Annotated in this window: 10 protein-coding genes; all 10 read right to left on the bottom strand. The window is 66.0% G+C overall.

The genetic code is table 11. The annotated features are described in order from the left end of the window. Nucleotides 1–22 precede the first annotated feature (22 nt). Genes AC5Y4N_RS13440 through AC5Y4N_RS13395 form a run of 10 tightly spaced genes read right to left on the bottom strand, consistent with a single transcriptional unit; the run spans nucleotide 23 to nucleotide 12,880 of the window. Complete coding sequence (locus AC5Y4N_RS13440) at nucleotides 23–1,459, bottom strand: aldehyde dehydrogenase family protein (RefSeq protein WP_499909185.1); 1,437 nt, start codon at nucleotides 1,457–1,459, stop codon at nucleotides 23–25. Nucleotides 1,460–1,475: 16 nt separating this feature from the next. After that, nucleotides 1,476–3,182 (bottom strand): thiamine pyrophosphate-binding protein, encoded by a 1,707-nt coding sequence (locus AC5Y4N_RS13435; RefSeq protein WP_499909187.1) that lies wholly within the window; start codon nucleotides 3,180–3,182, stop codon nucleotides 1,476–1,478. Between the two features lie 15 nt (nucleotides 3,183–3,197). Then, nucleotides 3,198–4,271, bottom strand: coding sequence for an acyl-CoA dehydrogenase family protein (locus tag AC5Y4N_RS13430; RefSeq protein WP_499909189.1), 1,074 nt, complete (start codon nucleotides 4,269–4,271; stop codon nucleotides 3,198–3,200). Further along, nucleotides 4,271–5,449 (bottom strand): acyl-CoA dehydrogenase family protein, encoded by a 1,179-nt coding sequence (locus AC5Y4N_RS13425; protein WP_499909191.1) that lies wholly within the window; start codon nucleotides 5,447–5,449, stop codon nucleotides 4,271–4,273. Before AC5Y4N_RS13425 ends, AC5Y4N_RS13430 begins: the two co-directional genes overlap by 1 nt. Beyond that, nucleotides 5,446–6,363 carry an acyl-CoA dehydrogenase family protein gene (locus tag AC5Y4N_RS13420; protein ID WP_499909193.1) on the bottom strand — a complete coding sequence of 306 codons (918 nt, stop codon included), beginning with the start codon at nucleotides 6,361–6,363 and terminating at the stop codon, nucleotides 5,446–5,448. Before AC5Y4N_RS13420 ends, AC5Y4N_RS13425 begins: the two co-directional genes overlap by 4 nt. Then, a complete protein-coding gene (locus AC5Y4N_RS13415) occupies nucleotides 6,360–7,496 on the bottom strand; it encodes an acyl-CoA dehydrogenase family protein (RefSeq protein ID WP_499909338.1) in 1,137 nt (378 codons plus the stop codon). The genes AC5Y4N_RS13420 and AC5Y4N_RS13415 overlap by 4 nt, the downstream gene beginning before the upstream one ends. Before the next feature lie 20 nt (nucleotides 7,497–7,516). Then, nucleotides 7,517–8,698, bottom strand: coding sequence for a CaiB/BaiF CoA transferase family protein (locus tag AC5Y4N_RS13410; RefSeq protein ID WP_499909195.1), 1,182 nt, complete (start codon nucleotides 8,696–8,698; stop codon nucleotides 7,517–7,519). Beyond that, on the bottom strand, nucleotides 8,691–9,617 hold the full coding sequence (locus AC5Y4N_RS13405) for an SDR family NAD(P)-dependent oxidoreductase (RefSeq protein ID WP_499909197.1): 927 nt from the start codon (nucleotides 9,615–9,617) through the stop codon (nucleotides 8,691–8,693). The genes AC5Y4N_RS13410 and AC5Y4N_RS13405 overlap by 8 nt, the downstream gene beginning before the upstream one ends. After that, nucleotides 9,618–11,468 (bottom strand): flavin-containing monooxygenase, encoded by a 1,851-nt coding sequence (locus AC5Y4N_RS13400; RefSeq protein ID WP_499909199.1) that lies wholly within the window; start codon nucleotides 11,466–11,468, stop codon nucleotides 9,618–9,620. After that, a complete protein-coding gene (locus tag AC5Y4N_RS13395; protein ID WP_499909201.1) occupies nucleotides 11,465–12,880 on the bottom strand; it encodes an aromatic ring-hydroxylating oxygenase subunit alpha in 1,416 nt (471 codons plus the stop codon). The genes AC5Y4N_RS13400 and AC5Y4N_RS13395 overlap by 4 nt, the downstream gene beginning before the upstream one ends. Between the last annotated feature and the right edge of the window lie 9 nt (nucleotides 12,881–12,889).

The following is a 12,889-nucleotide window of genomic DNA, read 5'->3' as shown; positions in this document are numbered from 1 at the left end:
GCAGAACTGGTGCTCGGACCCGCTAGCCGGCCGCCTTCTCCGGCGCGTAACCCATCGTGGACTTGATTTCTAGGTATTCGTGGAAGCCGAACTCGCCCCACTCGCGACCGTTCCCGCTGCGCTTGTAGCCGCCGAAGGCGGAATTCAAGTCGAACGCGTGGTTGATCGCGACGCTGCCGGCGCGAATCTTGCGCGCGACCTCGCGGGCCTTCTCGACGTCGGCGCCCGAAACATACCCTGCCAGACCGTAATCCGTGTCGTTGGCGATTTCCACGGCCTGGTCGAGGTCGTCGTAGCCAATGATGCACAGCACCGGCCCGAAGATCTCCTCGCGGGCGATCGTCATGTCATTACTCACGTTCGCGAACACCGTCGGTTTGACGTAGTAGCCCTTGTCGAGTCCATCCGGGCGGCCCGGTCCCCCGGCGACCACCGTGGCCCCTTCTTCGATGCCCTTCTCGATCAAGCGCTGGATCTTATCGAACTGAGCCCTCGACGCGACCGGGCCGATCGCGGTCTTCTCGCCGGGATCGCCCACCTTGATTTGTTCGGCGACCTGCTTGGCGATCGAAATGGCTTCGTCCATGCGGGCATTCGGCACCAGCATTCGCGACGGCGCATTACAGCTCTGCCCGGAGTTGGGCATCATCGCGGTCACGCCTTTGCGGACGCTTTCCTCGAAGCTTTCGTCGTCGAGCACGATGTTGGGGCTCTTGCCGCCGAGCTCTTGGGTTACCCGCTTGACCGTCGGCGCAGCGTTCTTCGCGACGTCGATGCCGGCGCGGGTGGACCCGGTGAACGACACCATGTCGACGTCGGGATGGCTCGAAATCGCCGCTCCCACAGTCGGTCCCTCGCCGAACACCATGTTGTAGACACCCGCGGGCACGCCTGCGGCGTCCATGATCTCAGTGAAGATCTGCGCCGAATACGGCGCAACCTCGGACGGCTTGAGCACCATCGTGCAACCGGTCGCCAGCGCCGGGTACACCTTGCAGGCGATCTGGTTGATCGGCCAGTTCCACGGGGTGATCAGGCCGCACACACCGACGGGTTCTTTGACCACCAGCGTCGAGCCGTGCTGTTCTTCGAATTGGAAGTTCTTGAGCACGTCGATGGCCGTCATCAAATGTCCCATGCCGAGCGCGACCTGCGGACCCGATGCCAATGAGGGCGGGGCGCCGATCTCCTCGTTGACCGCGTCGGCGAGGTCACCGGAACGCTTCTGGTACTCGGCGAGGATGGCTTGCAGCAAGTCCAGCCGCTCTTCGCGGCTGCTCTGCGACCAGGTGGCGAACGCCTTGCGGGCCGCCTTCACGGCCCGGTCCACGTCGGCGGCCGATCCCACCGCGATCCGGCCGGACACCTCTTCGGTGGTCGGGTTGTCGACGTCCAGAGTTTTCGGTTCGGCCGGGTCCACCCACTGGCCGTCGATGTAGAACTTCAGATATTCGCGCATCGTTGTCGCCCTTCGCCTATTGCGTGCCTTCTGCATACCACGTCCGGAACTCCCCGTAGTTAGGCATTTCCTCCGAATTGGCCTTCGGGTCGATACACACGTGCACCACCGCGGTCCGCCCGCTCGCGTACGCCCGCTTGATGGCCGGGCCGATTTCCTCTTCCTTGTCGACGTATTCGCCGTGGCAGTCCAGGCCCTCGGCGATTTTGTCGAAGCGCACGTTTTTGCTCCAGTGCACGCCGGGCTGCGGCGACGGCTGGGCGAACGTGCGTTTGTAGACACCGACCTCCAGACCCCACTGGTTGTCGACGCCCACCACGCACACCAGTGGCAGCTTGAGGCGGGCGGCGGTCTCCAGTTCGGCGATGTGGAAAAGGAACGACGAGTCGCTGGTGAGCAGCATGACCGGCCGGTTGCCGCCGTCGGCCACCGATGCGCCGACCGCATACGGCAGCCCGGTGCCCAGATGGCCGAAGTTCTGGTTCCAGATCACGTCGTGGGGCTTGGCCTGCGAATAGGTCCACTGGAAGATCACGGTGGCGCCGCCGTCGCGCACCATGATGCCGTCGGCGGGGAAAGCTTTGGTGGCTTCGACGACGAAACGCGCGGGATGTACCGGCGACCGGCCGCTGGGCGCGCCCTCGGCGAGTTCCGCCAGCTGGTCGGCATCCTGTTTGATCCAGCGGTCCAGATCGGCCGACGGCTGGCGCGGGGTGTCTTGGAGCGCGTCGACGAGTTGTGGCACCACCCCGCGAAGGTCGCCGACCAGCGGCACGTCGATGGGCCGGTTCACGCCGATCGCCGTCGGGTCCTGCTCGACGTAGATCCACTTGCGGTGCGCGTCGTTGTCTGCCCAGTGCCGGGTCTTGCCGTAGTGCACAGGCTCGCCCAGTTCGGTGCCGAGCGCGACGCACAAATCCGAGCCGACCACGGCCTCGACCGCGGCCGAGGAAAACCCGTACGGAAACGTGCGGTCCTCCAGGCCCGCAATGAACGACGTGCCACCGGAGGTCTGGATGACCGGGCATGCCATCACATCGGCGAGTCGCTTCACGGCGGCGCCCGTGCGCGAGGTGTGCACGCCGTGTCCGACGAGCAGGATCGGACTCTTGGCCTGCCGGATCAGCTCCGCTGCCTGCGCGACCTCACGAGCGCCTGCCGTCTGATCGACCAGCCGATACGCGCTGGGCGGCAACGGGTCTGCCACGTCGAGCTCTTCGAGGATCACGTGCGAGGGGTACTCGATATAGGCCGGTCCCGGTGTGCCGGACATGGCACGGCGGATCGCCTCGTGCACGATCTCGTCGGTCTGGTCGGCGTACTCGATCGACGCACTGTACTTGACGGACGGCGCGAAAAGCGCCTCCTGACGGACGAATTGGATGCGGCCGCGCCGCACCCGCCGTTCGGTGATCCGGGCGCGCTGCCCGCCGAGGAAGATCACCGGCGAGTTCTCCACCTTCGCGCACATCATCGCGCCGGCGATGTTCGCGACGCCCGGACCGAGCGTGCCAATGCAGAGGCCAGGCTTGCCGGTCATGCGCGACACGGCTTCGGCCATGAAGCCGGCACTCTCTTCATGGTGCGGCGCAACCACTTTCCACCCGCGCGCCTCCGCCTCGGAGAACATGTGCACGAAGTTGGGGTCGGGGATGCCGAACAGCGTGTTGATGCCCTCGGCCTCGAACAGGTCGAGGATTCTCTGGTAAACCGGCACAGCCATTTTCGATACTCCTGGTTATTGATACCGCTGGGCGAGGTGTTTTCGGTGGGCGGCGGGCGAGCCGAACAACGACCGGTTCAGCACGACACGTTTGAGGTAAGTGTGGATTCCGCTCTCCCACGTGTAGCCGATACCGCCGTGCAGTTGCATTGCCTTACCGACGATGTCGACGGCGGCGGCGCACGTGTAGGCCTTAGCCATCGAGGCGGCGATGCCCGCGTCGGGCGCTTCTTCGGCCACCGCTCCTGCGGCCGCTTCTACGAGCCGGCGAGCCACGGTGGTGTGGACTGCCATGTCCGCGCACGCGTGTTTGACCGCCTGGAACGAACCGATCGGGCGGCCGAATTGGTGGCGGACCCCCGCGTAATTCACCGTGGCCGCCAGCATCGCTTCGGCGAGGCCGAGGCTGTCGCACGCGACGGCGACCGCGGCGCGCTCGTGCAAGCTGCGCACCCGCGCTGCTGCGTCACCGTCGAACCGCGCGAGCGTCGACTCGGCCACCGCGACGTTCGCCGCGGTGACCGCCGCGAGGCATCGTGTCTCGTCGATGACCGGTTGTGCGGTGATCGTGAGACCGGGTGCATCACCAGGCATGTCGACGATCACCGGCTCGCCAGCCGGGTCGCGAGCGAGCAGCAGCAGCCGCTCGGCGTCTGCGGCATCCGGTGCGAACAGCGACCGGCCGTGAAGTGTCAGGCCGTCTGCGGTTCGAGTGATCTCGAACGGCGGTTCACCGACGAGGCTTTCGTGATCGCTCGAGAGCACGACCGCACTTCGGATTGCCCCCGACACCACGTCTTTGAGCAGAACATCGCGAAACCCGCTGGGCTGCAGCCACTTCAGCGCGGCAACGGTCAGGACGGCACCGCCGAGATAGCCACTGCGCGCCGCGGCTCGGCCGAGTTCTTCGGCCACGACGGCCACCTCGCAGAAGGTGACCCCCGCTCCCCCGGCGTCCTCGGGCGCCTCGAGCCCCAGCCAGCCGGCCTGTGCCAGCAGCGCCGAATCCGGTTCGCGGTTCTTCGCCAGCAGCTCTCTGGCCACCGAGCGAAGCCCGTCGCGGACGTCGTCGTCGTGGACCCAGGACATCAGATCGCCGCCGGTTCCCGCGGTAAACCCAACCCGCGTTCTGCGATGATGGTGCGCTGGATCTCGCTCGCCCCGCCGGGAATCGTCCACTCCCACGAGCCGATGAAGTCGAGCACCCAGTTGCCCGACTCCCAGCCGCTCGACAAAGGTTTGGCCAGCTGCGTGTGGGCGGCCAGGCCGCCCACCTCGGCTCCGAAATCAGTGAGCCGTTGCAGCAGTTCGCTGTAGAACAGCTTGACCATCGAGGCGTCGGCCGGCCCGGCAGTACCTGCCTCGGTGCGCTTCACGAGATCTCGGCACAGCGCGCGCAGCCCGGTGATCTCGGTGTCGAATTGCGCCAGGTGATCGGCGACCCGACCGTCGTCGAGAAGTTCCGCTTTCTTGCACGCCTCGACCAGCCACCGGAACCCGGCGTGGCCGAGACGCTCGGCCAATTCGAGCATCGTGAGCCCGCGTTCGGCGCCCAGCGTCGCCTGGGCCACCTGCCAGCCGGCGTTCTCGGCGCCCACCAGGTTGGTCGCCGGGACCACGACGTCGCTGAGAAAGATCTCGCAGAAATGGGCTTCTCCGGTGGCCTGCCGGATGGGACGCACATCGATGCCGGATGTGGACATGTCGAGCAGGAAGTACGAAATGCCGTGCCGCTTCGGCGCATCGGGATCCGTGCGGGCCAGCAGCAGGCACCAGTCGGCATGCATCCCGCCGCTCGCCCAGAGTTTCTGTCCGTTGACGACGTAGGTGTCGCCGTCCTTGCGCGCGGACGTGCGCAGGCTCGCCAGATCCGAACCGGCTTCCGGCTCGGAAAAGCCCTGCACCCAGATCTCGCCGTCGAGGATCGCCGGCAGGTGCCGGCGCCGCTGCTCGTCGGTGCCCGCTGCGAGCAGGGTGGCTGCGGCGTGGTGGATGCCGACGAACGCGAGCACCAGCCGCGGGGCGTCATGGGCCGCCAGCTCCTGGTACAGGACGATCTGCTGGTCCACCGGCATCCCGCCGCCCCATTCGCTGGGCCAGTGCGGCACCGCGAAACCGGCGCTGCGCAGCTCTTGAAACCACCACTTCTGGAAGCTGACGAATTCGTGGTCGCTGACTTCTGTCTGGGAGCGCCGCCAGTCCGCGGGTATGTGGTCGCGGCACCAGGCGCGAACGCCGGCGCGGAAGTCGTCGAGGCCGGGGTTCACGAGAACAGGCCCGTCAGCCCGTGCCGGCCCAGCCGCCCGGTCAGCAGGTCGCGAGTTGCGGAGAGCCCGAAGGGAAGTCGGCGCAGCGGCTGGCTGTACCGCGACAGCCACGACAGCGTGGTCTCGTCGCAGAATCCGACCGCGCCGTGCAGCTGGTGGCAAACCCGGAACACCACGTCTGCCGCCTCGATTGCGGCAACGCGCAGCGCAAGCGCGTCGTCGAGCGCGTCGGCATGGCCCCGACCGGCGCTGAACAGCGTGTACTTGGCGAGCATCTCGAGCCCGCTGCGTTCGACCTCGGCGTCGGTCAGCTGGAACTGCACCCCCTGAAACGACGCGAGCGGCTGGCCGAACTGCTTGCGCATCTTCACGTGTGCGACAGTCAGTTCCATTGCCCGGTCCAGCATTCCCAGCAGCGTCCAGCACGGCAGCACCAGCGCGAGCACGACATCGCCGGGGCTCGCGTCATCGACAGATGTCAGCTCGAGCTGTGCGACGAACGCTTGACCGGTGGGCCGTGCGCCACTCACCAGCCCGCGATTTCCGGCCAAACTGGTGGTGGCCCAGCGCTTTCCAAGGCCGGCGACGGCAGCGGCCGGATCGTGGTCGGCCACCACGATCAACCCGTCCACGTCGAGGTCTGCCGGTTTGGCCAGTCGTTCTGCGACCGGATACGGCACCGCCCAGTAGCCCGCGCTGCGGCACAGTGCCGCGGCCGCTTCGCAGCCGTCGGGATCGGTGCGCGGGTCGAGTTCCCACGCCCCCAGCTCGGCGAGCACCGGAGCGACCAGCGCTTCGCGCGTCTCGGGCTTGGCCTCCGCCTGTTGCACCAACTGGTCACCGCCTGCGGCATCGAACGCTCGACGTGCTTGCCGGCCGTACTCTTTGGCGTCGTCGCCCAAATCGAGGATCATGACGCCGCCAACAGGCTGCGCGCCAACAGGATTCGCTGCATCTCGATGCTGCCCGATGCCACGGTGGCGGCTTGCGAATACCGCCAGTGGTCCTCGACTTCGCTGCGGAAATAGCGCGCGTCGGCGTCGTCATGCGGCACGGCCGCAATGATCTCCATGAGCACCTCGGCGCTGTCCTGGTCCAATCGTGTGACAGCGATCCGGTAACCCGCGGTGTCGACGGGCTGAACCTGTTCGGCGCTCTGCAACGACACCACGCGGTAGGCCAGCAATCGGGCCCGGCGGCAGTGGATCAGCATGCGTGCCCACCGGCCCCGCAGTTCAGCGGGCAGAGTCTCCCACCGGTCGCCGAGCACATCGGGTGCTGCCTGCAGCAGCCGTTCGCAGCGGGCGTAGCGGGCGATACCGACCCGCTCGAAGGACAGCACGTCATGCACAATCGACCAGCCGCCGTCCACCTGGCCTAGAACGTCGGCCTCGGTCACCCGCAGCTCGTCGAAGAACACCTCGTTGAGATGGTGCGGGCCGAGCATGGTGCGGATGGGCCTGACCTGTATCGCGGGATCGTCCATCGGCACCAGGAAGATCGTCAGGCCCTGCTGCTTCTTTTCACCTCGGGACGTCCGGGCGAGCAGAAAGCACCACTGCGCCATCGTGGCGTAGGACGTCCAGATCTTCTGGCCGCTGACCCGCCAGCCGTCACCGTCTCGGCGTGCCGTGGTGCGCAGCGACGCGAGGTCGGAACCGGCCTCCGGTTCGGAAAAGCCTTGGCACCAGATCACTTCGCCGCGCGCGATCGGCGGTAGATGCGTGGCCTGCTGCTCGGGGGTGCCGTGCCGCATGATCGCCGGGCCGACCCAGTTCACACCCATGTACTGGGCGCCGCGGGGTTCGTGATGCGCCCACATCTCCTCGCGCACCACAGTCTGCTCCCACACCGACGCGCCGCCGCCGCCGAACTCTTCCGGCCAAGACAGGCACAGCAAGCCCCGCTCGGCGAGCAGCCGGCAGAACCGCTGCGCCACTTCGAGATCTGCTGGATCGTCGGTGAATGCGCCCAGAAAATCCGGTGGCACATGGGTTTTGACGAGCTCGCGCAGCTCCGTGCGAAGCTGTGCGGCTTGCGGTCCCATCTCGAAGTCCACGGCCGCTCCTACCCTGACCCCAACACGGGTTCGGCGTCGGCCCCGACACCGAGTTCGTCGAGAACCTCGGCGGTGTCGGCACCCAACTCGGGAGCGGGGCCGGCCACCCGGCCCGGGGTGCGGGAAAACCACGTCGGCACACCGGGAAACCGCACGGGGCCCTGCGAAGTCTGCACCGTCTCGAACAAGCCGACCGCGTTCAAGTGCGGATGGTCGAACAAGGAGTCCGGCGTGTGGATAGGCGCGGCCGGGATCTCCAGTTCGGCGAACAGCGCAAGCCATTCGTCGGTGGTCCGTTGCGTCATGGTCTCGGCCACCAGCGCGTACACCGTGTCGATCTGGCGTGCGCGCCGCTCGAGCGTGGCGTACAGGTCGCTGGCCCACGGCGGCTTCACCGCGGCCACGAACGCGTTCCAGTGCTTGTCGTTGTAGATCAGCGCGGCGATGTAGCCGTCGCTGGTGCGGTACGGCTTGCGGTTGGGCGCCACGGTGCGTGGATAGACGGCAGGCCCCAGCGGCGGGTCGAACATCGCGCCGTTCGCATGCTCGACGAGGATGAACGAGGCCATGGTTTCGAACATCGCGACCTCGACCTCCTGGCCCTCGCCGGTGCGCTCGCGGTGAAAAAGCGCCATCATCGTCGCGTAGAGCGCGGTGAGCCCAGCAACCTTGTCCGCCATGATCGTTCCGACGTAGTTCGCTTCTCCGGTCAGCTGCTGTTGTACGGCCGGCAGCCCGCATTCGGCCTGGATGGTGTCGTCGTAGGCGGGACGGTCACGGTCCGGACCGCGGCGGCCGTAGCCATAGCAGTTGGTGTAGACGACGGCCGGATTGATCGCGGCGACGTCTGGATAGCTGAAACCGAGCTTGGCGATGGCCTTGGCGCGCATCGAGTGGATGAACACGTCGGCGGTCTCGATCAGCTTGCGCAACGCGCGTTTTCCGTCGTCGGTGCGCAGGTCCAGCACTACGCTGCGCTTGCCGCGGTTGACGTTGACGAACACCCCGCTCATGGCCGGAGCGGGCCCCACCGAGATGTAGCGGGTGTTGTCCCCTTCTGGCGGTTCGACTTTGATCACGTCGGCGCCCATGTCGGCCATGATCTGCGTGCAGTACGGGCCCATCACCATCGCGGTGAGGTCGATGACGCGCACCCCGGCCAGCGGGCCCGTCGACCCGGGACTAGCCATGGTGGGCTTCCTGCCGGCCGGCCATCGCGAAGCTGTAACGGATGTGGTCGCCATGGCCGTCGGGCACGACGGGAAAAATCACCGGGTCGGTTGCGTCGCGGATGACGTCGATGTATTCGGCGACGTCTTCCACCGTCCACGACGGCCGGTATACCCCCGGCGTCTCGACGATCATCGCTCGGGCCACCCGGCCGGCGAGCGCGACGAGCATTTCGCCGGTGAGCGAGCATGTTTCGTGTGCCAACCAGCCCACGACCGGCGCCACCAGGTCCGGGCCCATCGGCGGATAGGCCGACGTGTCGATGCCCTCGGCCATTCTCGTCACCGCTGCCGGAACAATCACATTCGACGTCACGCCGTGCGGTGCTCCCTCCAGCGCCGCGACGTTCGACAATCCGATCAGCCCGGCCTTGGCTACGGCGTAGTTGGCCACCGCGTGGTTCCCGTACAGGCCACCGATCGACGAGGTGAGCACGATGCGCCCGTAACCGGACCCGCACATGACCGGAAACGCCGGCCGCACAACATGAAACGCGCCTTTGAGGTGGACGTCGACGACCGCGTCGAAATCTCCGTACGTCATTTCGCACAGCGAGGCGCGCCGGACGATGCCCGCATTGTGGATCACGACGTCGATGCGGCCGAAGTGGTCGAGGGCGGTCTGGATGATCGCCTTACCGCCCTCCGGTGAGGCGACCGACTCGGTGCTTGCAACGGCATGACCGCCGGCCGCTTCGATCTCGGATACCACCCCGGCGGCGGGTCCGTCGTCGATCCCGTTGCCGGACAAGCTGACTCCGGGGTCGTTGACCACCACCTTCGCGCCGCGCGCGGCCAGCAGCAGTGCGTACGCCCGGCCCAGCCCCCGGCCGGCGCCGGTGACGACGGCGACGCGATCGTCGAATCTGCGTTCTGGCATCTAAGTTCCGAGAACTAGGCCGTCTAGATCGCCCTTGTCGCGCCAGGCCTTGAGCAGATCGCCGAAAGCATAGAAGCCGGGCGAATACGGCTCACCAATGGCAGACCGGATGCCTTCTCCGCCGCCGCCTCCTTCGTTGTTGTAGTAGCCGGGCGTACAGGACACCGCAAACTCCGACATGTCCACCGTGAGTTCACGAATCGTCGTGACCCAATCGTCCTGAGCCTCCTGGCTGGGCTCGACCGTTGTCACGCCGCGGGCAATTGCTTCGGAGATGATGTAGGCGATGTGCTCGGCCTGCTGCTCGAACATCGCGGTGGTGTTGCCTGACACGCCACCCTGGATGAAACCGGTGAAGAACTGATTCGGGAAGCCCACACTCGTCATCCCGTGCAGCGACTTGTAGCCGTCGCGCCAGTGGTCGAACAATGACAGGCCGTCGCGGCCCTCGATGGCGTCGATGGCGTAGCGGCGGCTGATCTCGGTGGTGATCTCGAAGCCGCTGGCCCAGATGATGCAGTCGACCTCGTACTCGACCCCGTTGGCCACGAGCCCTTTCTCCGTCACCCGTTCGACCCCTTTGCAATCCGAGACGTCGACCAGCGTCACGTTCGGTCGGTTGAAGGTCGGCAGGTACTCGTCGCTGCTGCAGGGCCGCTTACACATGAAGCGGTAGTAGGGCTTGAGCGCCTCGGCGGTCACGGGGTCGTCGACGACGGCCTCGACGTGGCGCCGCAGGCGCTCCATGACCTTGTAGTCTTCTTCCTCCCGGATGGCCATGATCTGCTCGATCGTCAGTGACGTGGGGTCCTCGAACGCAGCGATACGCGCGGTCAGGTTGCGCCCCAACTCGGTCCAGAAGTCGCAGACCAGATCCGGCTCGTCGAACACCGCGCCCTCGCCCAACGGGGACCAGCGGTGGAAGTTGCGCTTGCGTTCCTCCTGCCAGCCTGGTTGCAGGGAGGCCGCCCACTGCGGATCGGTCGGCGTGTTGGCCCGCACGTCCACCGATGACGGCGTGCGCTGAAACACGTAGAGGTGCTGGGCATCTCGGCCCAGATGCGGAACCAGCTGCACACCGGTGGCCCCGGTGCCGACCAGCCCGACCCGCTTGTCGTTCAGTTTGTGCAGTCCGCCGTTGGCGTCGCCGCCGGTGTATTCGTAATCCCAACGAGCCGAGTGGAACTGGTGCCCCTTGAAATCCGTGATGCCGGGAACGCCGGGCAGCTTCGGACGGTTGAACGATCCCTGCGTCATGACGACAAAGCGTGCCCCGATGTCGTCACCGCGGTTGGTACTCAGCCGCCAGCGGTTCGCCGAGTCATCCCAACGCATCTGGCAGACCTGCGTCGAGAAGATCGCTCCGTCGTACAGTCCAAAGTGTTTGCCGATGTTACGGCAGTGCTGGAAGATCTCTGCGCCGTCCGCGAACTTCTTCGACGGCATGAAGCCGAGCTCCTCGAGCATCGGGATGTAGCAATACGCGTCGTTGTCGCATTGAATACCGGGGAAGCGGTTCCAATACCAGACACCGCCGAAGTCGCCGCCCATCTCGATGATGTGCACATCGTCCACGCCGGCCTTCTTCAGGTAAGCGCCCGCGAGCAAGCCGGCGATCCCGCCGCCGAGCACCGCGACCTCGATGTCCGCGTTGATCGGGTCGCGGGGTGTCACCGGCGTGTACGGGTCGACTTCGTAGAAGTCGGCGAACTCGCCCTTCAGCTCCAGGTATTGCTTGCTGCCTTCCGGCCGTAACCGCTTGTCGCGCTCGTAAAGGTATTTCTGCCGCAGCGCCTCGATGTCGATGTCGTCGGGCGTCTCGGTGGGTCCGCAGGTGTCGAACATTGTCATGTGTGAGCTTCTCCTTCGCCGTCCGCTTTCCACGCAAGCGGCTCCTGAGCGAGTTCGCGTGGTGCGCCGGTCCCCATGTACTTGGACAGCTGATAGTGCAGATTCACGGTGCTGCGTTCGCGATAGGGATTGGGCATGGTGCCCGGGAAGCCAAGGGACTTCATCCCTTGTTGCACCGCAGCCATGTTCGAGAAGTCCTGCGGCAGCACCGAGCGCCAGCGCGGATCGCCCACCGGGGTGTACTCCCATTCCGTCTGCGGCTCTTGCCCTTTGGGGTACAGCTCGAACACCGACACTTCGAAGATGCACTTGTTCGGGTCGTAGCTGGGATGCGGTCGGGCGCTGTAGCACAGCGCACTGGTCAGGCCCTGGCCGATCTGGAAGTTCGGGAAGATCTGCCAGGCTGTCCCGCTCTGACCCAGCACATCCGGCGGGATCGTCGGCCAGAACACCCCCCGGGCCTCGTCGTCGCGGCGGGCAGAATCCAGCCAATGCGCCAGCACCTTGTCGGCCGGGGTGCCCTCCGGAAGCTCGTCGACCAGCCGCAGCGCGGCGTTCACCAGCGTCTGCGTGGTGGTGGCGTTGGTCTCTTCCATTGTGTAGACCTGCATTTCGGCGGTCGACACCCGCGGATCCGTGCCCGTGCCCAACCGGATCTTGGACTTGGTCTCCTCGAGATCCTCAGGCGCGTCGTAGCCGATGTTGCTGTGCTTGCCTTGCGCTTTGGCCCAGCCCTTGAACTCGCCGAACTTGTTGAATTCCGGATGGGTGGTGTAGACGTGGTACGTCTCGTTGAAGGCCTCCAGCGCGACCTTCCAGTTGCAGTCGAAGTACAACCACTTGCGCCACTTGTAGCGCATGTTCTCCAAGCCGAACGGATCGAGGATCTTCGCGGCCGGGAACAGGTAATCCATCAGCGGCTCGCACTCGGGATCCATGTTGATCCAGAGCCATCCGCCCCACGTGTCCACCCGGACCGGTGCGAGGTGCGTGTTCTGCGGGGTGAGTGCGCCTTTCCAGTCGTCGCGCTCGCGGATGTACGTGCAGGCACCGTCGAGCCCGTAAGTCCAGCCGTGGAACCCGCAGACAAAGGACTTGCGGGTGCGGCCGACCGCATTCTTGGCGCCGTCAGGAGTGTCGATCAGCCGCCGGCCCCGGTGCATGCAGACGTTGTGGTGTGCCGCGAATTCGTTGGGCCCGACTCGCACGACGATGATCGAATCGTCGAGGATGTCGTAGGTCAGATAGCTGCCCACGTCGGGAAGTTCTTCGACACGGCCGACTTGCAGCCAGACCTTGCGCCAGAGCTTGTCACGTTCGGCCCGGGCATAGTCCTCTGAGATGTAAGCCTCCACGCCGATGGTCATCGGCTCTGACAGTTCTTCTGCCGCTTGACCATTCGGTTCTGCCATCACAGCCTC

Source organism: Mycobacterium sp. NGS19 (genome assembly GCF_059813155.1).
The sequence above is the reverse complement of the archived record's forward strand: the minus strand, read 5'-3'. Positions and strand labels throughout refer to the sequence as shown.

Bases quoted from the DNA above. Each gene is read 5' to 3' on its own strand.
- AC5Y4N_RS13440 (WP_499909185.1), bottom strand. From the start codon at position 1,459: ATGCGCGAATATCTGAAGTTCTACATCGACGGCCAGTGGGTGGACCCG.
- AC5Y4N_RS13435 (WP_499909187.1), bottom strand. From the start codon at position 3,182: ATGGCTGTGCCGGTTTACCAGAGAATCCTCGACCTGTTCGAGGCCGAG.
- AC5Y4N_RS13430 (WP_499909189.1), bottom strand. From the start codon at position 4,271: ATGTCCTGGGTCCACGACGACGACGTCCGCGACGGGCTTCGCTCGGTG.
- AC5Y4N_RS13420 (WP_499909193.1), bottom strand. From the start codon at position 6,363: ATGATCCTCGATTTGGGCGACGACGCCAAAGAGTACGGCCGGCAAGCA.
- AC5Y4N_RS13415 (WP_499909338.1), bottom strand. From the start codon at position 7,496: ATGGGACCGCAAGCCGCACAGCTTCGCACGGAGCTGCGCGAGCTCGTC.
- AC5Y4N_RS13410 (WP_499909195.1), bottom strand. From the start codon at position 8,698: ATGGCTAGTCCCGGGTCGACGGGCCCGCTGGCCGGGGTGCGCGTCATC.
- AC5Y4N_RS13405 (WP_499909197.1), bottom strand. From the start codon at position 9,617: ATGCCAGAACGCAGATTCGACGATCGCGTCGCCGTCGTCACCGGCGCC.
- AC5Y4N_RS13400 (WP_499909199.1), bottom strand. From the start codon at position 11,468: ATGACAATGTTCGACACCTGCGGACCCACCGAGACGCCCGACGACATC.
- AC5Y4N_RS13395 (WP_499909201.1), bottom strand. From the start codon at position 12,880: ATGGCAGAACCGAATGGTCAAGCGGCAGAAGAACTGTCAGAGCCGATG.